Genomic DNA, 21,967 nt, shown 5'->3' on the forward strand with positions numbered 1-21,967 from the left:
AATTGCATTTTTATAAAATAGTTCAAAATCATATTTCCTCTATTTCTTTATATGAAGATAAAGAAATAAAAATGATTAAAGATATTTATTCAGTAGAACCAATGCATTTATTAATTATCCCAAAAGAACATATAGAAAAATTAACGAATTGTAATAATAAACATATTATGTTACTTGTGAAAATAATTCTTTTAGTTTCAGATATGGCAAATAAATATGGATTTGGGTATAAAATTTCTTCTAATGGGAATTAAGTGGGTGGTTATAAAGTTATTTACAATACTGGGTCGAATGCTTGGCAAGAGATATATTATTTATATTTTCATGTATTAAGTAGATTTAAAATGATAAATAGAGATATATTAACTAAATTTTTAGAAAAAAAATTAAATATTAAAAAATATGAAGATTATTGTCCAAATGGTTTACAAGTTGAAGGTAGATCAAATATAAATGTTATTGTTACTGGAGTAACAGCAAGCCTAGATTTAATCAAAACAGCAGTTGATATGAATGCAGATGCAATTTTAGTACATCATGGATATTTTTGGAAGGGAGAAAATTCTAACATTGTTGGTATAAAAAAAAAAAGATTAGAGCAATTAATAATAAATAAAATAAACTTATATGCTTATCATTTACCATTAGATATGCATCCTAAATTAGGAAATAATGCACAATTAGCAAAAATATTAAATTTTTCTTGTACAAGAAGATTTTCTAAAAATAATATAGGATGGATAGGAAAAATTATAAATTTAAAACGTTATAATTTTAAAAAAATTATAACTATAAAAGATTTATTTCATCATATTACAAGAAAAATAGGAAAAAAACCAATAGTTATTGGAGATTTAAATAAAAAAATATATGAAATTGGATGGTGCACTGGGGCGGCACAAAATTTATTAACAGATGCAATTAATGAAGGAGTTACTGCTTATATTAGCGGAGAAATTTCAGAATCAACTGTATATATTTCTCGTGAAAGTGGTGTGGCCTATTTTGCCGCTGGACACCACGCAACAGAAAGATATGGTATTAAAGCTTTGGGGGAATATTTAGAAAAAAAATTTAAAATAAATCATTATTTTATCGATATTGATAACATAATTTAGTTATAATACATACCGTGACAAATCTTCATTTATAGATAAATCTCCTAATCGGGAATTAACATAATCCGCATCAACTAATAATGATATATTATTACTATTAAATGAAACTTCTTCTAATAATTTTTCCATAGCTGTATATAATCGACGTGCACCTATATTTTCAGTCCTTTCATTAATACAATAAGCAATTTCAGCGAGCCTTTGAATACCATCGTCAACAAATTCAATTTTTATTCCTTCAGTAGCTAAAAGTGCTTCATATTGTTTCGTTAAACAAACGTTTGTTGATGTCATAATACGAGTAAAATCTGATATGGATAAAGAATCTAATTCAACTCTAATTGGAAATCGTCCTTGTAATTCAGGAATTAAATCAGAAGGTTTTGCTAAATGAAATGCACCAGAAGCAATAAAAAGAATATGATCTGTTTTAATTATTCCATATTTAGTGTTTACTGTTGTTCCTTCAACTAATGGAAGTAAATCACGTTGCACGCCCGCTCTAGAAATATCAGTATTATTGTTTTGAGAAGAACGAGTTGTTATTTTATCAATTTCATCTAAAAAAATTATTCCATTTTGTTCAACATTATTAATTGCTTTTTGTTGTATTTCGTCTTCATTTAATAATTTATTAGCTTCTTCATCAATTAAAAGTTTTATAGCTTCTCGTATTTTTATTTTACGAGTTTTTTTTCTATGATTTCCTATTACAGAAAACATAGTTTTTATTTGAGCGGTCATTTCCTCCATCCCAGGTGGAGACATAATTTCCATGTGAGGTCCTGTATCATTTAACTCAATTTCAATTTCTTTATTATCTAAGGCGCCTTCTCGTAAACGTTTTCGAAAAATTTGTCGTGTAGAAATATTATTATTTTCATTATTAAAATCTGTGTCTAAATTAGATTTTTCTTTAGATGGTACTAAAATATCAATCACACGATCTTCTGCTGCATCTTCAGCACGAGTTCGAACCTTATTTATTTCAAATTCTCTGGTTTGTTTAATACTAATATCTATTAAATCACGAATAATGGTATCTACATCACGACCCACATAACCAACCTCAGTAAATTTAGTTGCTTCAATTTTAATAAATGGTGCATTAGATAATTTTGCTAATCTACGCGCAATTTCTGTTTTCCCAACTCCAGTAGGACCAATCATTAAAATATTTTTAGGCGTAATTTCTTGTTGCAATGGCCCAGTAATTTGTTGACGTCTCCAACGATTACGTAATGCAATTGCTACTGCTCTTTTCGCGCGATTTTGACCAATTACGTATTTATCAAGTTCAGAAACAATTTCTTTCGGGGTCATGTTCATAATATTATTATTTTTATTTAAAATTCAATATGTAAAATTTAATATAATTTTTCTATAATATGTGACTGATTAGTATATATGCATAAATTACCAGCAATTACCAATGATTTTTTAATAATTTCATCTGGCATTAATTCAGTATTTTCTTGAAGTGCTTTTGCGGCTGATTGCGCAAAAATGCCCCCAGAACCAATGGCTCCAATACCATTTTCAGGTTCTAATACATCCCCATTACCTGTAATAATTAACGTAGTTTCACGATTTGCTGTTAATAACATAGCTTCTAAACGACGAAGAGTGCGATCATTTCGCCATTCTTTAGCTAGTTCAACTGAAGCGCGCATTAGATTACCTTGATGTTTTTCTAAATTTGCCTCAAAAAAATCAAGTAATGTAAAAGCATCCGCAGTACTCCCGGCAATTCCAGCGAGAACTTGATTTTGATATAATTTTCTTACTTTTTTTGCGGAATTTTTCATAATAACATTGCCGAATGTTACTTGCCCATCTCCTCCAAGAGAAACTTTATTTCCCCGTCTTACAGAAAGAATGGTAGTACCTTGAAATTTTTCCATACCACTATCCTTAAGGTTTATTTATATAAAATATTTTTAATTAAAATTTTATAATATAAAATTTTAATTTATAAAATTTAATTCTAAAATTTTAAAAAATTATAATTTTTTATAAAATTATGATTTATTATACTAATTACTTTTTATTTAGAAAAGTAATTTTTATAAAAGATGTGTATCTAAAAAAAATTAAAATATTTAATCATTATATAACTTTTTTTTTAATTCATGCCTTTGTTGAGCTTCTAATGATAAAGTGGCCATAGGTTTAGCTAATAAACGGAGTATACCAATTGGTTCTCCTGTATCCTTACACCAACCATATTCTTTTTTATCAATATTTATAATTGATTGTTGTATTTTTATTAATAATTTTCTTTCTCGATCACGAGCACGTAATTCTAGTGTATTTTCTTCTTCAATAGTTGCGCGATCCGCTGGATCAGGAACTAAAATAGTTTCACGTAAATATTCTGTAGTTTTTACTATATTTTTAAGTAAATCATTTTCAAGTTTTTTTAAGCGAAATTTAAAAAAAGCAAGCTGTTCTTCATTCATATAATCTTTTTCGCTCATATTTAAAATTTGCTCTTCTGTCAATATTTTTTTTGTGCTTTTTGTATTTTCTGTGGTAATAAAGGTAAATTTAGTCACTTTGTTTTATTCTTAAGTTAAAAAAATAGACTATAAATTAATTTATAAAAATTTTTTATAAATATAAAATTATATAAAATTACTTTTCATCTAAATAACATACAACTAAAATGATAATAGATAAATTTTAAAAATATAATATTTTAAAAAGTATAAAGTATTATAATAATCTTTTTAATAAACTTACAATTTTATTCTAAAATGAGTTTTCATGTTAAAAAAAAAATAAATTTTTCAAAATTATCTTTTCGTGTTACTGAATTAAAAAAAGAATTACATCGTCATAATATAGCATATTATTTATATGATAATCCAATTATATCTGATAATAAATATGATCAACTACTTTTTGAATTAAAAAAAATAGAAGAAAAATACCCAGAATTATTAACAAAAGATTCATTAACACAACATGTTGGATTAGTAGGTGGGGAGAATTCAAAATATGTACATCATACATTTAAAATGATGTCTTTGGATAACGGTTTTTCAGATGAAGATGTTATAATTTTTAATAAACGCATTACTAATGAATTAAAATTAACTAAAAATATTGAATATATAGCAGAACTTAAATTTGATGGTATTGCAGTTAATTTACGTTATGAATATGGTTATTTAAAACAAGCTTCTACACGAGGGGATGGTAATATTGGCGAAAATATAACAACTAATATTCATATCATACATAAAATTCCATTAGTATTAAATATAAAATATCCGCCAGAATTATTAGAAGTAAGATGTGAAGTATTAATTTATAAAAAAGATTTTATAAAATTAAATAAATATCGATATCATTTAGGTTTAAAAAAATTTACTAATCCTAGAAATGCAGCAGCTGGTATTTTACGTCAATTGAATCCAAAAATTAATAAAAATAAAATATTACATTTTTTTGCGCATGGAGTTGGGGAGTTAAGAGGAATGAATATGCCGTCTTCTCATTCTGAATTACTAAATTGGTATCAAAAAATTGGATTATCAATATGCGGTGAATATTCTGTATTATCAGGTGTTAATAAACTTATTGAATTTTATAAAAAAATAAACATTAAACGCTTTAATTTACCATATGAAATAGACGGAGTGGTTTATAAAATAAACTGTTTATCTACACAAAAAAAACTTGGATTTACATCACGAGCACCTCGTTTTGCATTAGCTTATAAATTCTTATCTAAAGAGGCTTTAACTAAAATTAAAGCAATAAATATTCAAATAGGAAGAACTGGAATTATTACGCCAGTAGCTTTACTTAAACCGGTATTAATTGACGGAATTACTATAACTCGAGCAACTTTACATAATGAATCAGAGATATATCGTAAAAATATTCAAATTGGTGATACTGTTGTTGTGCACCGATCTGGTAATGTTATACCTAAAATTACATCATCTATTTTAAGTCTTCGTCCTAATGATTCTAAAATATTCAAAATACCAAATATTTGCCCGATATGTAATTCAAAAATTATTTATATAGAATCTAATTTAATTGCAAGATGTAGTGGTAGTTGGATTGAATGTATTGCTCAACGCAAAGCTGGATTACAACATTTTTCATCTAGAAAAGCAATGAATATTATTGGTTTAGGAAAAAAAATGATTGAAAAATTAGTTAACGCTAATATTGTTGTTACGGCTGTAGATTTATATAAGATTAATTTTAAAAATCTGTTAAGATTAGATCGTGTATCCAATAAATTAGCAAATAATATTTTATTAGCAATACAAAAATCAAAATTAACCACATTTTCTCGGTTTATTTATGCATTAGGAATTCGTCACGTGGGAGAAACTACAGCAAAAGAATTGGCTAATTATTTTAAGAATTTAGAATGTATGTTTAAAGCTACTGAAGAACAATTATTAAATATTCCGAAAATTGGATCAACTACAGTGAAAGCATTTATTAAATTTATAAATCAACCATTACATCGTTTATTAATTTCTCAATTACGTGATGTCGGTATATATTGGTTAAACAATCCTAATACTAAAGGTAATAAAAATTATTTAAAAGAAAAAATTTTTGTTTTTACTGGATCTTTGTATGCGTTTAAACGTAATGAAGCTATAATATTGATAGAAAATTTAGGGGGGAAAGTTGTTAATTTTATATCAAAAAATACAAATTACCTTGTAAAAGGTCAAAAACCTGGAAAAAAACTTGAAAAAGCTATAAAACTTAATATTAAGATATTAGATGAGAAAAATTTTGTAAAAATAGTTAAAGGATTTTCTACAGAAACCAAAATATAACTAAAAGAAATATTTCTAATATTAATTACAATAATAATAATTGAATTAAATCTCATTTAAAAAAAATTTATAAAATAGAAAAAAATTTTAAATATTAAAAATAAAATCACTAGAACATATAAAAATATAATTCCAAGATCAATTAATTATTAATTTGTATTAATAACTGCATATTTGTATTAATTAATTTCACTTGGATTTAATATGCAATATTGTACTTGATACAATATATAAAATGTAATTAAATAAATTTTAGATAAAATACTTAAATTTATCAAAAAGAAAAAAATATATCATTTTCAAAATTAGTTATATAAAAATATTTTTTATTATTGCAAAAAAAAATAAAAAAGAATTAATAATAAAATTCAATTAATTGATAATATTCATATTCAGTATCTAAAAAATTTACATTAATTTAAAAATAATAATTTTTTTAATTCTCCAGATATATGCATTTCATTCATAATATCAGACCCCCCAATAAATTTTTCATTAATATATAATTGGGGTATAGTTGGCCAATTAGAATATTTTTTAATTCCTTCGCGTATTTCTAAATTTTCTAATACATTAATAATAACAAAATCATTAAATTTATTTATTTTTAATAAGTGAATTGCATGTTCAGAAAAACCGCATTGAGGAGATTTTTCAGTTCCCTTCATAAATAATGTAACTCTGTTGGTTGTGATTATTTTTTTTATTAATTTTTGTATTTTTCTCATAAAAACCTTTTAAATATTATTATTTTAATAAAATAATTAATTTTAATTTAAAAATTTATTTTTATATTCTAATGCACTAAATAAAATTTTTTCTTTAGCAATTTTACTATCCTCCCATTTTTCTATCTTAATAAATTTATTTTTTTCTAAATCCTTATAATGCTCAAAAAAATGTTTTATTTGTTCTAAAATAAGATTAGGAATATCTTTGAATGATTTTATATTTGAATATATAGGACATACCTCATTAATAGGAACCGATAAAATTTTTATATCTACACTTCCCGTGTCAATCATTTTTAGTAAACCTATTGCGCGACATGATATTATACAACCAGGAATTAAAGGAAATGGGGTTAATACTAAAACATCTATTGGATCTCCGTCTTCGACTAATGTTTTTGGAATATACCCATAATTACATGGATAACACATTGAAGTGCTAAGAAAACGATCAACAAGTATCATTCCAGTATTTTTATCTATTTCATACTTCACTGGATCGCTATTGGCTGATATTTCAATAATAACATTAAAATTATTTGGTAAATTCTTTCCAGGTAAAATATTATTTAAATTCATATTTAATTTTTAAATATAAGAAGATAATGTAAGATTAAATTTTTTTAAAATACTATACTCTACTATAATAGTACATTTATACTTTTAAAACAAAAATAATAATTCTTTCTTCTAAATTCGTGATTTATACGATAAAAGTATTTTAAAAATTATTTTATTTTTTATTTTCATTTCTACGTTTAATAATTAAAATAATATTTTTAATAATTTAGAATTAGATAATATAAATATCTTAAAAATTTAAAAATATAATAAAAAAAATTTCTTCTTATTTAATCGTGTATTGTAATATTTTTATATTATTATGGTATTTATTATTATTTTAAATATTTAAATATTACTAAAATGTTATAAGCATATAAATTATTGTAAAAATTAATAGAAAATATTGAATATAAATAAATTTTAAAAAACAATTTTTTAAAATGAATAAAAAAATTTTAATTATTTTTATTTTTTTTCGTATGATTTTATAATTTCTATTGCACCTTTTTTTTTTAATAATTCTGCTGCATACAGTCCTACAGTTTCTGGTGTGTCAATAGGACCATTAACTTCTGCTGTTATTATTTTTAATCCATTAGGATTAGTTATTATGGCTCTTAAATTGATTTCAGATTCATTGAAATTATTTACCATAGCAAATGCTGCTAACGAAATTTTACAACTTCCATTAAAATTACGAGATACAGCACGCTCAGCTTTCACGGTTTGCTCACTAAAATAGTGATTTAATGGTATTAACATTTCCATTAATTCTTTACGATTATCTAAAATTTCAATTGCTATAGCACCTTGTCCAGGAGCCGGTAAAATTTGATTCGGACTAAATAACATACGTATTCTTTTTTGTAAATTTAATCTTTTAAGACCGGCTGCTGCTAAAATAATAGCTGCATATTCACCTTTATCTAATTTATTAAGTCGAGTGTCGATATTACCTCGTAATGATTTAATTATTAGTGAAGGAAAAAATGATTTTATTAAAACCTTTCTACGTAAACTATTAGTTCCAACTACTGCATTTTTAGGTAAAGTAGATAAAGAAATATAATCATTTGATATAAACGCATCACGTGGATCTTCTCTTTTTAAAATAGCGCAAAGTATAAAACCACTTGGCAAATTCATAGGTATATCTTTTAATGAATGTACCGCTAAATCAGCTTTACCCTTAATTATTGCCATCTCTAATTCTTTAGTAAATAATCCCTTTTCATTTATTTTTAATGGAACTTTTTCAAAAATTTTATCACCTTTTGTTGTTATACCAAGTATTTCTACTTTACACCATGGATATAATTCAATGATTTTTTTTCGAACATATTCTGCTTGCCATATAGCTAATCTACTTTTTCGAGAGGCAATAATTAACTTAGAAAGAAAAGAAGTTTTCAAGTAAAATATAAATATATTATTTTTCAGTAAATATGATTTTAGTATGGAACTTTTTTTAACATTTCTACACCAATTTTTCCATGTGAAATTTCACGTAATGCTATAACGGTAACTTTATCATTATCACAACCAATTATTTTTTTAGTATGTCCTTTTAATAATTGACGCGCACGATAAACCGCACAAAGTGTTAATTTAAAACGATTATTAATTTTCTTAAGTCCATCTTCAATGGTAACACGTTCCATAAAACCTCTTAAATTTAAATATAATAAAAATATATTATAAAATATTAAATTTTTTAAATAAAGAAATATTATTTTTTGCTTGATATGAAAATTTACAGCGATTTGCATTAATAATTGCTTTTAATTGTAACAAGGCTTTTGAAAATTTATTATTGATAATAATATAATCAAATTTATTAGCATAAGAAATTTCTTTATTTGCCGATAAAATACGACGAGAAATAACATCATATTTATCTTGACCTCTTTTATATAAACGTTCTTTTAATGAATCTAAAGATGGTGGAAGAATAAAAATTCCAATAGCATTAGGAAATTTTTTTTTTATTTGTTTTGCTCCTTGAAAATCAATTTCTAATAATATATCTACATTAGATTTAATTTCTCTGACTATAGGAAAAAAAGATGTTCCATAAAAATTTCCGTGTACCTCCGCCCATTCTAAAAATTTTCCAGATTTTTGAAGTTTTTTAAAATTATCAATATTAGTGAAATAATATTCACGACCATTTTTTTCTCCTGGACGCATTGGTCGAGTTGTAGTTGATATAGATAATTTAATTTTATGATCTTTCTTTAATAATTCATTAACTAATGTTGATTTTCCTGCTCCAGAAGGAGCGGATATAATGAATATATTTCCAAACGATTTAAATGACCTAATAGGGTTTAACATATTTTAGTAAAATTTTAAAAAATTTATTTACATATTTTAAAATATTTTATAAAAATATTAACTTTTAACAAAAATTTAATTTTTAAAAAAAATTAATTAAACCTAATGAAATATAAAAGATTTAATAATTTATATATAAAAAAACTGCCACCATTATCGTTGTATATTCATTTTCCATGGTGTATTAAAAAATGTCCTTATTGTGATTTTCACTCATATGAAATAAAAAAAAATATTTCAGAAAAAAAATATTTAGAAGCACTTTTAATTGATGTAGAATTATCTTTGCCTATAATTTTAAATAGAAAAATTCATACCATTTTTATTGGAGGAGGAACTCCTAGCTTAATATCAGATACCGGTTTAGATTATCTATTAAAAAATATAAAAAAATTATTATTATTCAAAAAAAATATTAGTATTACATTAGAAGCTAATCCAAGTACCTTTGAAATCGAAAAATTTCATTCATATAGTATTATTGGTATTAATAGATTATCAATTGGAATACAAAGTTTTAATAATAAATATTTAAATATACTTGGAAGAACTCACGATAGTAAACAAGCAAAATATGCTATAGAAATAGCAAAACAATATTTTAATAACTTTAATTTAGATTTAATATATGCATTACCAAATCAAACATTATCTGAATTAATGCTTGATTTAAATTATGCAATACAATATTCTCCGCCTCATCTATCCTTATATTCTTTAACAATAGAACCTAATACTTATTTTTTTAAGTATCCTCCATTATCTATGCCAAGTAATGATGAAAATGCTGTTATGCAAGATAAAATTACTAGTTTATTAAAAAATAATTATTATAAAAATTATGAAATTTCTGCTTATTCTAAAACTGGTTATGAATCCCAGCATAATCTAAATTATTGGAAATTTGGAGATTATTTAGGTATTGGAGCAGGATCTCATTCTAAGTTATCATTTCCTAATTATATAATTAGACAAATACGCTATAAAAACCCAAATATTTATTTAAAAAATATTTTTTCAGGTAATTCTATCGCAAAATCAAAGAAGATAGAAAAAAAATGTTTAATATTTGAATTTATGTTAAATGCATTGAGATTAAAAGATGGGTTTTCCCCAAATTTATTTTTTGAGCGCACAGGAATTAATATAAAAATTATTGAATCTAAATTAAAAAATGCTGAAAAACTTGGTTTATTAAAAAGAAATAATAAAAATATTAAACCAACCTCTTTTGGTAGATATTTTTTAAACGATTTACAACAAATATTTTTAAATAATTAAATATAATTATATTTTATTATAAAAAATTAAAATGAATATGATTAATTCAAAATACAATAAACGAAAAATATCTATTGCTCCAATGATGAATTTAACTGATCGTCATTGTCGTATGTTTCATAGACAAATTACACGATATAGTTGGTTATATACCGAAATGTTTACAACTCAAGCTATATTAGGAAATAAAAAACATTGTTTGGACTTTAATGCAGAAGAACATCCAATTGCTTTCCAAGTAGGTGATAATGAACCAAAAAAATTAGCTAAAAGTGCAAAAATAATTCAAAAATGGGGGTATGATGAAATTAATTTAAATTGTGGTTGTCCTTCGAATAGAGTACAAAACGGTTTTTTTGGTGCAATTTTAATGACAAAACCATTATTGGTTTCTGACTGTATTAAAGCAATGCGTGATTCTGTTGAAATTGATATAACAGTTAAACACCGTATTGGTATAGATGATATTAATTCTTATGATTTTGTAAGAGATTTTGTGGGAACTGTTTCTTCCGCTGGATGTCGTACATTTATCGTTCATGCTAGAAATGCATTTTTAAAAAAACTAAATCCTAAACAAAATAGAAAAATTCCAATCTTAAAATACAATTTTGTTTATAATTTAAAAAAAGATTTTCCTGAATTAGAAATAATTATTAATGGAGGAATCAAAACAAAAAAAGAAATTGACTTACATTTAAATTATATTGATGGTGTTATGTTGGGAAGAGAAGCTTATAAAAATCCATTTTTAATGTCAAATTTTGATTTAAATTACTATTCAAATTTACCGCAATATAAAATACCTACACGTATTGATATTATAAATCGTATGATATTATACATCCGCCAACAACTAAATAATAATAAAATAAAAAATATTAATAGCATAACTAGGCATATGCTTGGATTAATGAAAAATATAAAAGGATCTAATAAATTTAAACAAATTTTATCAAAACCAAACTTATTAACTATTGATAATTTTCAATTTTTTTTAAATACTCTTAATATACCTTAATATATTTATTAATTATTAATTATAAAAAAACAATGTACAATAAATTTATTTCTTCTACTAAAGAAATTATTTCTGAATTAAAGATTGGAAATATGATTATTTTAGTAGATTCAGAAAATCGTGAAAATGAAGGAGATATTATATTATCTTCTGATTTTGTAACACCAAATGCTATTAATTTTATGTCTAAATATGCAAGAGGTTTAATTTGCATGACATTAACAGAAAAACATTGTATTCAGCTCAAATTAGATATGATGACAAAAAAAAATAATTCTTCTTTTGGTACTAATTTTACCGTTTCAATTGAAGCGGCAAATGGAGTCACAACGGGAATTTCGGCATCAGATCGAGCACATACAATTAAAGTTGCTTCATCAAAAAAAGCTAAACCTTCTGATATCGTCCAACCTGGACACATTTTTCCTCTACAAGCTAAAAAAGGAGGAGTATTAATACGAGGAGGTCATACTGAAGCTGGTTGTGATTTAACAAAATTAGCTGGACTAACACCATCTGCAGTAATTTGTGAAATTTTAAATGATGATGGAACTATGGCACGTTTACCAGATCTAATAAAATTCTCTAAACTACATAATATTAAAATTGGAACTATTTCTAATTTAATATGTTATCGTTATAAATATGAAAATATTATTAAAAGAAAAGCGGAATATAATATAAATACTTTATATGGAAATTTTAAAATCATTGTGTATATAGATAAAATCAATAATGACATTCATTTAACTTTAATATATGGCTCAATCAATCCTAATAAAATAATACCAATATGGCTAAATCAACAACTTTCAATATTTGATTTTTTACACGCCAAAACAAGCTCATGCACACAAAATAATATTTCTTCAATAATGAAAATAATGAAATTAATTAAAAATGGTATTTTAATTTTAGTTAATTGTGAATATTCTATAAATTCTATATTTAATCAATTAAAAAATTTTAATATAATTGACGAAAAAAATAATATTATTCAACCAAAAGATCATAAAGATACTAATTTAGTTCATATTAATAATATTAATGCGCAAATATTAAAAGATCTTAATATCAAAAAAGTTAAATTAATGACGCATTTAAATGATATTTCACCTTTTTTAAATTTTAATATAAAAATAAAATAACAATTATTTTATATTCATTTTATAAAACTAAATATTATTAATAATTTTTAAAATAAAATATAGGAAAATTATGATTATTAACAATTATAAATCAAATTTTAATGGAAGAAATTTATATATTGGTATAGTGCAATCACGCTTTAATCAAACAATATCGTATAAATTATTAATATCTTGTATAAATACGCTAAAAAAAATAGGTGCACAAGAAAAAAATATATTACACATTAGTGTGCCAGGTGCACTAGAAATACCATTAGCATTAAAAAATATTGTTCAAATTAAAAAATTTAATGTATTAATTGCTATTGGTGTTATTATTCGTGGTGAAACTTATCATTTTGAATTAATTGCAAATGAAACAATTTCTAATATTATGCAGATTAGTATTAAAAATAATATTCCGATTATTAATGCAATATTAACTACAGAAACTATAGAGCAAGCTAATTCTCGCATCTTAACTAAGGGTATAGAAACAGCATATGCCGCAATAGAAATTGCTAATTTAATTTCCTCTATAAAAAAATTACATTAATAAAATTAAAGGAGAAATAATTATTTTTATAAATCATAAAAATAAATCATTAGTTAATTTAATAAAGAATAAAACGCCTCGTCATCGTGCACGTGAATTTGCATTACAGGGAATTTATCAATGGCTTTTTAATAATATGGATGTTAATTTAATCGAAACATATATTAAAGAAATTTCTAATTTTTATAAAGTTGATAAAAAATATTTTTATCTAATATTACGCGGGGTAATTAATGATATAAATTTTTTACGTTATGATTTATCATTAATAATAGATAGATCAATTAATGAATTATCTTCAATTGAATATGTTGTATTATTAATTGGAACTTATGAATTGAAAAGTCATTATAAAATTCCTTATAAAGTAATAATTAACGAAGCTATTGAATTAGTAAAATCTTTTGGAAATATTGATGGTTATAAATATGTAAATAAAATTTTAGATAAAGTTGCATTAAATATACGAAATATAAAATTTAAAAAAATAAATTAAATATATTTATTAGTTTAAATTATATGAATTTTAAAATAAAAATGAAATTTATTTTTTAATAGTATATAATTCTATAAGACGAGTCATTAAAACATTATAAAAATAACAAACCTGGTCAGGTCGGGAACGAAGCAGCCATAGTTATTATTTATAAGTGTTAAAATTTTTGACTCGTCTATTTAATTTTATTTTTTAAAATAATTTTAATATATCTTTATTTTAAAATTTTTATAAAATTTGATTTTAACAAAAAAAGGGGGCGATCTGGTTTCGACAAGGATAATGATATAGAAAAAAGCATATCGAGATCTGGTTAACTCGTACCAATATTCCAGAAAATTTAAATGCAAATGAATCAAAATACGCTCCAGTACGTTTGGCAGCATAAATTTATTAGTCACATATAAAGGACTAGCTCCATCTTTTTGTTCATTAGATTGATTAATGGAGTAAAAGAAATAATGAAATCGCAATAGTTAAAGTTACTAAACTATTGTTAAAAATAGTAACTCGTCTTTTTTGAAGTTTGTGCATTATCTTTATTTAAAGATTAAAAAATGAAAATAGCACTAAATATGTAGAAATGTCTATAAAATATTCTTGGACGCGGGTTCAATTCCCGCCGCCTCCATAAATTTTATATATTTAAATTTCTTTTAAAGATAAAATGATTTTAATATTGAGTAATATCTATAATTACATTAAATTTTAATTAATATAATTAATATGTAATTTAAAAAATTTTTAATCGAAATACTTGTTAAAAAAATATTACAAATTAATTCTTTTAAATAATTAGAAATTTTTAAAAAAAATGAAATAAATACATAAAATACATAAAAATATGAAATTAATTCTAATATCAGTAATTATAAAAAATAATTTTTATAAACTAATAGATTTATTTCATAAATTTAATAAAAATAAATAATAGAATATATCGAGTATAAAATCTTAATTTTCACAAAAAATTTTACTTATTTAAAAAAAAATGAAAGAAACCACTAAAGATTCTGATATAGTAGAAACAAAAGAATGGATTTCGGCATTAAAGTCTGTAATTAAGATAGAGGGACCTAATAGGGCATATTATTTAATAAAAAAAATGATAAAATTCTTATTGCGCCATGGAATGAATGTTCCTTTATTTAAAAATACAGCATATATTAATACAATATCAAATAATTTTGATGATGATTTTCCGGGAAATATTAAAATTGAAGAGCATTTACAATCATTGATACGCTGGAATGCAATGGCATTAGTAATTAGAGCCAATAAGATTGATAGTAGTTTAGGTGGACATTTGTCAAGTTTTGCTTCGTTAGCTCATATCCTAGAAATTGGATTTAATCATTTTTGGAGAGCCCCAACTCATAGTCATGGAGGAGACTTAATATATATACAAGGTCATTCTGCTCCAGGTGTCTATGCTAGAGCTTTTCTTGAGGGTCGATTAACCGAAGAACAAATGATAAATTTTCGTCAAGAAGTTGATGGTTATGGTTTATCATCTTATCCTCACCCTAAATTAATGCCGAAATTTTGGCAATTTCCAACAGTTTCAATGGGATTAGGGCCATTAACAGCAATTCATCAGGCGCGTTTTTTAAAATATCTACATGCTCGTAAAATTACTAATACAATAAATAGAAAAATTTGGATTCTTTGTGGGGATGGAGAAATGGATGAACCAGAATCAATAAGTGAAATTAGTATGGCTGCTCGTGAAAAACTTGATAATTTAATAATGATTGTAAATTGCAATCTTCAAAGATTAGATGGACCAGTACGGGGAAATAGTAAAATTATTCAAGAATTAGAAGCTCATTTTTATGGAGTTGGGTGGAATGTTATTAAAGTAATTTGGAGTAGTAGTTGGGATAAATTATTAAAATGTGATCAAAATGGTATTCTTAAAAAGATAATGATGGATACTCTTGACGGAGAATATCAAAATTATAGATCTAAAAATAGTGATTTTATACGTAAAAATTTTTTTGGAAAACATCCGAAATTATTAAAAATGATCGAAGAAATGTCAGATGAAGATATTTGGAATCTTACTTTTGGTGGACATGATTTACGTAAAATTTATTCAGCATTTAAAATGGCGCAAAAAAATAAAGATAAACCAACCGTATTGCTTATTAAAAGCATTAAAGGTTATGGATTAGGAAGATTTGGAGAAGCTCGTAATACGGCGCATAACATAAAAAAAATTGATCACCAAGGAATAAAGAGTATACGTGATTTTTTAAAATTACCTATTCCAGATTCAGAATTATCATTAGTTCCATTTTATAAACCATCTAAAAATTCTCCAGAAATTCAATATTTAAAAAATTGTAGAAAAAAATTAGGCGGTTATTTACCAAAACGTCGCCAAAAATCTGATGAAAAATTATTAATTCCACCATTAGAAGCTTTCAAAAAAATTCTAGAACCTACTTTAAATGAAAGAAAAATTTCTACTACATATGCTTATGTCCGTATTTTAAATACTATACTTCGTGATAAAAATATTGGAAATCGCGTTGTTCCTATTTTGGTTGATGAATCACGTACTTTTGGTATGGAAGGTTTATTTAGACAAATTGGAATTTTTAGTCAAGTTGGGCAATTATATGATCCAGTTGATAAAGATCAAGTTATATATTATCGTGAAGAAAAAAATGGACAAATTCTTCAAGAAGGAATTAATGAAGCGGGAGGTATGGGGTCATGGATTGCAGCTGCTACATCATATTCTACTAGTAATTGTATTATGATTCCATTCTTTACTTTCTATTCAATGTTTGGATTACAACGAATAGGAGATTTAGCATGGTTAGCTGGAGATATACGTGCTAGAGGATTTTTAATAGGAGGAACTTCTGGACGAACAACAATTAATGGTGAGGGGCTTCAGCATGAAGATGGTCATAGTCATGTATTAGCATCTACAATTCCAAATTGTATACCTTATGATCCAACATTTGCCCATGAAGTAGCGATAATTATACATCACGGATTACATTGTATGATCTCCAATCAAGAAGATGTCTTTTATTATATTACAGTCATGAATGAAAATTATAGTCATCCCGGACTAAAAAAAGGACAAGAAAAAGGTATTATAAAAGGTTTATATCTATTAAAAAATCATAATAATGAAAAATCAAAACTAAAAGTTCAATTAATTGGATCAGGAGCTATTTTAAGAGAAATATTAGCTTCTAAAATTTTATTACAAGAATGGGATATAGATTCAGCTGTATGGTCAGCTACTTCATTTACTTTATTAGCTCGTGATGGGCAAGAAACTGAGCGATGGAATATGTTACATCCAACAAAAAAACAAAAAGTTGCATATATTACTAAATCTCTTGAAAAATCAATTGGACCTATTATTGTGGCTACTGATTATATGCGATTATTTGCAGAACAAGTTAGAGCATTTATACCAAAAGGAAGAATATATAAAGTATTGGGTACTGATGGATTTGGTTGTTCCGATACTCGTAAAAAATTACGAGATTTTTTTGAAGTAAGCCGATATTATATTGTAATTGCAGCGCTTAATTCGCTCGCTAAAGAAAATTTAATCAAATTCTCAATAGTTTCCGAAGCAATTAAAAAATATAATATTAACACAAAAAAACAAAGTCCTTTTTCAATATAAATATAATAAAATTTTATAGAATATAATACATATGAAAAAAATAATAAAAGTTCCTAATATTGGAGATCTTTCAGAAGTAGAAGTGATAGAATTAATGGTAAAAATAGGTGATACCATAAAAATTGATCAATCTTTATTAGTTGTTGAATCAGAAAAAGTAAGCATGGAAATTCCTTCCAGTCATAATGGAGTGGTTAGAGAGATAAAAGTCAAAGTTGGAGATAAAATTTCTAAAGATTCACAAATATTAATTTTAGAAGAAAAAGAAAATACAATAAATATTCAATCTCCCCCAGAAGAATTAAATAATTTTTCTAAAATAAATTCTTTACCGTTGTCTTTAGAAGATTCTATAAATATACATGCATCGCCCTCGGTTCGTAAATTTGCTCGTGAGATGGGGGTTGATCTTAAAAAGATTACTCTTCGTACCGGTCCTAAGAATCGTATTTTAAAAGAAGATGTTAAAAATTATATATTAAAAAATAAAAAAATATCTTCAGAAAATATGAAAAAAAAAGAATGTTTATTTTCAGATTTTTCAAAATTTGGAAATATTGAATTTCAACCATTATCACATATTACAAAAATAAGCGGTCAAAATTTATATCGTACTTGGACTACAATTCCTCATGTAACACAATTCGACGAAGCTGATGTAACTGAATTAGAAAAATTTCGTAAAAATTCTAATAATATCTCTGAATCTGATACAAAACTTACAATTTTATCATTTATTATTAAATCTGTTGTTTATATTTTAAAAAAATATCCAAAATTTAATTCTTCTCTTGATTCATCCGGGGAGAATTTAATTCTTAAAAAATATTATCACATAGGTTTTGCTGTGGATACAAAATATGGTTTAATGGTACCAGTAATTAAAAATGCAGACCAAAAAACAATTACTCAAATTTCTCAAGAAATTATTAATTTATCAAAGAAAGCGCGTAAAAATATGCTTAATTTATCAAATATACAAGGATCAACTTTTACTATTTCATCTTTAGGGGGAATTGGAGGAACCGCATTTACTCCAATTATTAATTCACCAGAAGTTGCTATTCTTGGAGTATCTAAGATAGTACTTAAACCTGTATGGGATAATACTAAATTTATACCTAGAATGATGCTACCACTATCATTATCATATGATCATAGAGTAATTGATGGGGCTATGAGCGCTAATTTTTCTAAATCATTAAGTAATATTTTATCAGATATAAGAAAAATTATATTATAATTTAAATATTTTACTTAATAGAATAATTTACTAACATAGAATATAAAAATATTTATTATAAATTAAACGGATTATACTTTTGTATTTCGATTGGTGATTTATGTCCTAACATTGGTTGTATTTAATTTAAATTATTATTATATACAGATAAAATTATAACCTAATCAGAAAAATAAAAAACTAGAAATAAATATTAAAAAATCGCACAATTGAAAAAAAAGTATTATTACTAACTTAAAAAATGATTTAAATAAATTAGTAAAATATATAATATAATTTTAATTAGTAATATAACATTTAATTCTGACAAATAACATTTAATTCTGATAACAGCATAATCGCAGAAATAGTTTATAAAAAATAATTATATTCTTAAAATTAAAAATATGATTATCAACGATTTACTAATTTAACTTATTCATTAGAATTTAATCAAATCCCAAAAATATGTTAATTATAGGAAGAGAAATTGTTGAGTTAGAATGTCTTTTCATATCTCTATAATCATCAATTCCATTTTCATAAATGTAATTGATACATTAAAAAATATATTTAAAAAATAAGTTTTAAAAATAGAATCTTTTTAGAAAGAATTATTTGTTACATTTTAAATTAATAAAAATAATTTTACTTATTCAACTAAATAAAAATTTTTTGATATCGTACAGTGAATAGTATTTAATAAATCAATAAGTAAAACTAAATAGCTATTCAAAACATATCTAATTATATAGAATGATCAATTATTCTGTATCCAGAAATAACAATAAAAATAATAGTGATAGGTGGATTTGAACCACCGACCTCAGCGTTATGAGTGCTGTGCTCTAACCAAGCTAAGCTATATCACCAAGATAATAAAAGTGTTGTAGATATAATTATATCAAAAAATATAATAAATGAAAATATCCTAAAATATATCTTTTATAAGATTTAGTATTTTTTGTACGCAATTTTTTTCTAAACAATCAATGGTAATTTTTTCATTCATATTACGAAGCCATGTTAATTGTTGTTTTGCTAATTGTCTAGTAGCTATGATACTTTTTTCTTTTAAAGTATTTCGATCAATTAAACCATCTATATATTCCCATGTTTGACGGTATCCTATACATTTCATTGAAGGTAAATTTAGGTTTAAATTCCATTTTTTACGTATTTTTTTAACTTCATTAATCAATAAATCTTGATCAAGCATTTTCTTAAAACGATCTGAAATTCTTTTATGAAGGATATGGCGATTAGATGGTTCTAAAGAAATTAATAATAAGCGATAAGGTAATTTTTGTAACACATTATTTTTATTAAAAAAAAAGATATAGGTTTTCCGGTAATTTCAATAACTTCTAAGGCTCGTTGAATTCTTTGTTTATCTTGTGGATTTAAACGATTAGCTGTAACTGGATCTAATAATTTTAATTTATCATATAAAAATGATATACCATATTTATTGATATCGATATTAAATTTCGTACGTAATTTTAAGTTAGCTGGAGGTAATTTATTTATTCCATCACGCAAAGCTTTAAAATATAACATAGTTCCTCCTACCAATAAAGGTAATTTTTTTTTTTTTAAAATATTTTTAATTGAAAATAATGCATCTTCACAAAATTGAATCACTGAATATGACTTAGTTGGCTCAATAATATCTATTAAATGATGAGGTGTTATTTCTCTTTCAATAATACTGGGTTTATTTGTACCAATATCCATATCACAATAAACTAAAGCTGAATCAATAGAGATAATTTCACATGGTATATATTCTGATATTTTAAGTGCAACAGAAGATTTTCCAGAGGCAGTGGGTCCTAAAATTGCAACTACGTATGGTTTATTTTTGATATATTTCATAAAAAATATTTTATTTAAAAGAAATTTAATTGAATTTATTTTTTATAATTTTTTTAAAGTATTTATTTATTTTAAATATATAAAAAGTTTATTTAAAATATTAAAATACCTTTAGTTTTTCGAAAAAGTAGTTTACTATATAGTTAAAATATTGATTACATATAAAATTTTATGAAATTTAAAACCTTATAACAAAATATAAAATTAATTAAAAAATGTTAAGTAATATAATAAAAAAATATAAAATATTTTTATTGTTTATCTTTCCTTTATTTTTTGAGGGGTGTAAAGCTGTTTTATTATCTCCATCTGGTGATATTGCATTACAACAACGTAATATTATTATTACTTCAACAATTTTAATATTAATAATTATTGTTCCAGTAATTTTTTTAACAATTTTTTTTAGTTGGTATTATCGATCATCTAATATTAATGCTACTTATTCTCCGGAATGGGGGGATTCAAATAAATTAGAATATTTAATTTGGTCTATACCGATACTTATTATAATGATACTTGGTACAATTACATGGATAAGCACACATAAACTAGATCCATATCAACCATTATCTCGTATTAGTAATAAATACAATATACCACCTAATATAAAACCATTAATAGTGGAAGTAGTATCACTAGACTGGAAATGGTTATTTTTTTATCCACAACAAGGTATTGCAACAATTAATGAATTAGCTGCCCCAATCAATTATCCAATTGAATTTAAAATTACATCATCTAATATGATGAATTCTTTTTTTATACCTGCGTTGGCTGGACAAATTTATACTATGCCAGGAATGGAAACTAAATTACACGCAGTAATTAATAAAATTGGTAAATATGAAGGATTTTCTTCTAATTACAGTGGATTAGGATTCTCTGGAATGAGGTTTAAATTTTATGGAATGAATAAAAAAAATTTTAATCTATGGATAAAAAATATAAAAAATAATACTCCTAAAATTGTTTTAAATAAAGAGATTTATACTCAACTTTTAAAACCTAGTCAATATGATCCTGTTTATTATTATGCTAATGTTTCACCTAATTTATATAAATTTATTCTTGATAATAAAAAAGAATAAATTATATAAAATTAATGATAATACTTTTTTAAAAATAACATTTCTATTTTAAAAT

The 21,967-nt window shown here is 24.0% G+C and carries 20 protein-coding genes, 1 tRNA gene, 2 other RNA genes and 1 pseudogene; 13 read left to right on the forward strand and 11 right to left on the reverse strand.

From position 1 onward, the window contains the following. Window positions 1–2: 2 nt before the first annotated feature. Both SSDC_RS00845 and SSDC_RS00850 read left to right on the forward strand, forming a co-directional pair. Window positions 3–254 (forward strand): HIT domain-containing protein, encoded by a 252-nt coding sequence (locus SSDC_RS00845; RefSeq protein WP_020915430.1) that lies wholly within the window; start codon window positions 3–5, stop codon window positions 252–254. After that, complete coding sequence (locus SSDC_RS00850) at window positions 255–1,118, forward strand: Nif3-like dinuclear metal center hexameric protein (protein WP_020915431.1); 864 nt, start codon at window positions 255–257, stop codon at window positions 1,116–1,118. Here the strand turns inward: SSDC_RS00850 and hslU are convergent, their stop codons facing one another. The 3 genes from hslU to dksA form a co-directional block, all read right to left on the reverse strand. Next, complete coding sequence (gene hslU / locus SSDC_RS00855; protein WP_020915432.1) at window positions 1,119–2,447, reverse strand: ATP-dependent protease ATPase subunit HslU; 1,329 nt, start codon at window positions 2,445–2,447, stop codon at window positions 1,119–1,121. It lies immediately after the preceding gene. Between the two features lie 38 nt (window positions 2,448–2,485). Beyond that, window positions 2,486–3,022, reverse strand: coding sequence for an ATP-dependent protease subunit HslV (hslV, locus tag SSDC_RS00860; protein WP_020915433.1), 537 nt, complete (start codon window positions 3,020–3,022; stop codon window positions 2,486–2,488). Between the two features lie 198 nt (window positions 3,023–3,220). Next, window positions 3,221–3,625, reverse strand: a complete 405-nt coding sequence (gene dksA, locus SSDC_RS00865) for an RNA polymerase-binding protein DksA (RefSeq protein ID WP_041193090.1) — start codon at window positions 3,623–3,625, stop codon at window positions 3,221–3,223. A gap of 252 nt (window positions 3,626–3,877) precedes the next feature. Between dksA and ligA the strand changes: the two genes are divergently transcribed. After that, complete coding sequence (ligA, locus tag SSDC_RS00870; RefSeq protein ID WP_020915435.1) at window positions 3,878–5,941, forward strand: NAD-dependent DNA ligase LigA; 2,064 nt, start codon at window positions 3,878–3,880, stop codon at window positions 5,939–5,941. Between the two features lie 413 nt (window positions 5,942–6,354). Here the strand turns inward: ligA and grxD are convergent, their stop codons facing one another. The 5 genes from grxD to gmk form a co-directional block, all read right to left on the reverse strand. Next, window positions 6,355–6,669: a Grx4 family monothiol glutaredoxin gene (gene grxD / locus SSDC_RS00875; RefSeq protein WP_020915436.1), complete on the reverse strand. Its 315-nt coding sequence runs from the start codon at window positions 6,667–6,669 to the stop codon at window positions 6,355–6,357. Between the two features lie 42 nt (window positions 6,670–6,711). Then, window positions 6,712–7,251 (reverse strand): inorganic diphosphatase, encoded by a 540-nt coding sequence (ppa, locus tag SSDC_RS00880; RefSeq protein ID WP_020915437.1) that lies wholly within the window; start codon window positions 7,249–7,251, stop codon window positions 6,712–6,714. A 450-nt stretch (window positions 7,252–7,701) separates the two neighbouring features. Then, a complete protein-coding gene (gene hemC / locus SSDC_RS00885; RefSeq protein WP_020915438.1) occupies window positions 7,702–8,649 on the reverse strand; it encodes a hydroxymethylbilane synthase in 948 nt (315 codons plus the stop codon). Between the two features lie 38 nt (window positions 8,650–8,687). After that, on the reverse strand, window positions 8,688–8,897 hold the full coding sequence (gene rpoZ / locus SSDC_RS00890; protein WP_020915439.1) for a DNA-directed RNA polymerase subunit omega: 210 nt from the start codon (window positions 8,895–8,897) through the stop codon (window positions 8,688–8,690). A 34-nt stretch (window positions 8,898–8,931) separates the two neighbouring features. Next, window positions 8,932–9,573 carry a guanylate kinase gene (gene gmk / locus SSDC_RS00895; RefSeq protein WP_020915440.1) on the reverse strand — a complete coding sequence of 214 codons (642 nt, stop codon included), beginning with the start codon at window positions 9,571–9,573 and terminating at the stop codon, window positions 8,932–8,934. Window positions 9,574–9,678: 105 nt separating this feature from the next. On the opposite strand from gmk, the gene hemW reads away from it, so the two are divergent. The 9 genes from hemW (at window position 9,679) to SSDC_RS00930 (ending at window position 18,964) form a co-directional block, all read left to right on the forward strand. Then, window positions 9,679–10,854: a radical SAM family heme chaperone HemW gene (gene hemW, locus SSDC_RS00900; RefSeq protein WP_020915441.1), complete on the forward strand. Its 1,176-nt coding sequence runs from the start codon at window positions 9,679–9,681 to the stop codon at window positions 10,852–10,854. 31 nt (window positions 10,855–10,885) lie between these two features. Then, window positions 10,886–11,875 (forward strand): tRNA dihydrouridine(20/20a) synthase DusA, encoded by a 990-nt coding sequence (dusA, locus tag SSDC_RS00905; RefSeq protein WP_020915442.1) that lies wholly within the window; start codon window positions 10,886–10,888, stop codon window positions 11,873–11,875. Between the two features lie 32 nt (window positions 11,876–11,907). Next, complete coding sequence (gene ribB / locus SSDC_RS00910) at window positions 11,908–13,023, forward strand: 3,4-dihydroxy-2-butanone-4-phosphate synthase (RefSeq protein WP_020915443.1); 1,116 nt, start codon at window positions 11,908–11,910, stop codon at window positions 13,021–13,023. A gap of 70 nt (window positions 13,024–13,093) precedes the next feature. After that, window positions 13,094–13,561, forward strand: a complete 468-nt coding sequence (gene ribH / locus SSDC_RS00915) for a 6,7-dimethyl-8-ribityllumazine synthase (RefSeq protein WP_020915444.1) — start codon at window positions 13,094–13,096, stop codon at window positions 13,559–13,561. Between the two features lie 28 nt (window positions 13,562–13,589). Continuing rightward, on the forward strand, window positions 13,590–14,057 hold the full coding sequence (nusB, locus tag SSDC_RS00920) for a transcription antitermination factor NusB (RefSeq protein WP_051126899.1): 468 nt from the start codon (window positions 13,590–13,592) through the stop codon (window positions 14,055–14,057). A gap of 77 nt (window positions 14,058–14,134) precedes the next feature. Further along, window positions 14,135–14,236: signal recognition particle sRNA small type (gene ffs / locus SSDC_RS02020), an RNA gene on the forward strand. 76 nt (window positions 14,237–14,312) lie between these two features. Further along, window positions 14,313–14,691, forward strand: a transfer-messenger RNA (tmRNA) gene (ssrA, locus tag SSDC_RS02025). A 357-nt stretch (window positions 14,692–15,048) separates the two neighbouring features. Then, on the forward strand, window positions 15,049–17,721 hold the full coding sequence (gene aceE / locus SSDC_RS00925; RefSeq protein ID WP_020915446.1) for a pyruvate dehydrogenase (acetyl-transferring), homodimeric type: 2,673 nt from the start codon (window positions 15,049–15,051) through the stop codon (window positions 17,719–17,721). Window positions 17,722–17,752: 31 nt separating this feature from the next. Further along, the gene (locus tag SSDC_RS00930; protein ID WP_020915447.1) at window positions 17,753–18,964 is read left to right on the forward strand and encodes a 2-oxo acid dehydrogenase subunit E2; all 1,212 of its coding nucleotides are present in this window, start codon (window positions 17,753–17,755) and stop codon (window positions 18,962–18,964) included. A gap of 776 nt (window positions 18,965–19,740) precedes the next feature. Here SSDC_RS00930 and SSDC_RS00935 read toward each other — a convergent pair. The 3 genes from SSDC_RS00935 to miaA all read right to left on the reverse strand — a co-directional run bounded on the left by SSDC_RS00935 (window position 19,741) and on the right by miaA (window position 20,821). After that, window positions 19,741–19,815, reverse strand: a tRNA-Met gene (locus SSDC_RS00935). Window positions 19,816–19,874: 59 nt separating this feature from the next. Next, window positions 19,875–20,258: a tRNA dimethylallyltransferase gene (locus SSDC_RS02175; RefSeq protein ID WP_020915448.1), complete on the reverse strand. Its 384-nt coding sequence runs from the start codon at window positions 20,256–20,258 to the stop codon at window positions 19,875–19,877. Continuing rightward, window positions 20,225–20,821, reverse strand: coding sequence for a tRNA (adenosine(37)-N6)-dimethylallyltransferase MiaA (gene miaA / locus SSDC_RS02180; protein ID WP_020915449.1), 597 nt, complete (start codon window positions 20,819–20,821; stop codon window positions 20,225–20,227). Before miaA ends, SSDC_RS02175 begins: the two co-directional genes overlap by 34 nt. Before the next feature lie 215 nt (window positions 20,822–21,036). On the opposite strand from miaA, the pseudogene cyoA reads away from it, so the two are divergent. Continuing rightward, window positions 21,037–21,897, forward strand: a pseudogene (gene cyoA, locus SSDC_RS00945) (ubiquinol oxidase subunit II); the annotation flags it as partial. Window positions 21,898–21,967: the final 70 nt, after the last annotated feature.

This window comes from Candidatus Profftella armatura (assembly GCF_000441555.1).
GTDB lineage: Bacteria > Pseudomonadota > Gammaproteobacteria > Burkholderiales > Burkholderiaceae > Profftella > Profftella armatura.

What these genes read in the sequence shown, in the direction of transcription:
- ligA (WP_020915435.1), top strand. Translation starts at nt 3,878, where the DNA reads ATGAGTTTTCATGTTAAAAAAAAAATAAATTTTTCAAAATTATCTTTT.
- SSDC_RS00930 (WP_020915447.1), top strand. Translation starts at nt 17,753, where the DNA reads ATGAAAAAAATAATAAAAGTTCCTAATATTGGAGATCTTTCAGAAGTA.
- miaA (WP_020915449.1), bottom strand. Translation starts at nt 20,821, where the DNA reads ATGAAATATATCAAAAATAAACCATACGTAGTTGCAATTTTAGGACCC.
- hslU (WP_020915432.1), bottom strand. Translation starts at nt 2,447, where the DNA reads ATGAACATGACCCCGAAAGAAATTGTTTCTGAACTTGATAAATACGTA.
- dusA (WP_020915442.1), top strand. Translation starts at nt 10,886, where the DNA reads ATGAATATGATTAATTCAAAATACAATAAACGAAAAATATCTATTGCT.
- ribB (WP_020915443.1), top strand. Translation starts at nt 11,908, where the DNA reads ATGTACAATAAATTTATTTCTTCTACTAAAGAAATTATTTCTGAATTA.
- hslV (WP_020915433.1), bottom strand. Translation starts at nt 3,022, where the DNA reads ATGGAAAAATTTCAAGGTACTACCATTCTTTCTGTAAGACGGGGAAAT.
- hemW (WP_020915441.1), top strand. Translation starts at nt 9,679, where the DNA reads ATGAAATATAAAAGATTTAATAATTTATATATAAAAAAACTGCCACCA.
- aceE (WP_020915446.1), top strand. Translation starts at nt 15,049, where the DNA reads ATGAAAGAAACCACTAAAGATTCTGATATAGTAGAAACAAAAGAATGG.
- gmk (WP_020915440.1), bottom strand. Translation starts at nt 9,573, where the DNA reads ATGTTAAACCCTATTAGGTCATTTAAATCGTTTGGAAATATATTCATT.
- grxD (WP_020915436.1), bottom strand. Translation starts at nt 6,669, where the DNA reads ATGAGAAAAATACAAAAATTAATAAAAAAAATAATCACAACCAACAGA.
- rpoZ (WP_020915439.1), bottom strand. Translation starts at nt 8,897, where the DNA reads ATGGAACGTGTTACCATTGAAGATGGACTTAAGAAAATTAATAATCGT.
- ppa (WP_020915437.1), bottom strand. Translation starts at nt 7,251, where the DNA reads ATGAATTTAAATAATATTTTACCTGGAAAGAATTTACCAAATAATTTT.
- ribH (WP_020915444.1), top strand. Translation starts at nt 13,094, where the DNA reads ATGATTATTAACAATTATAAATCAAATTTTAATGGAAGAAATTTATAT.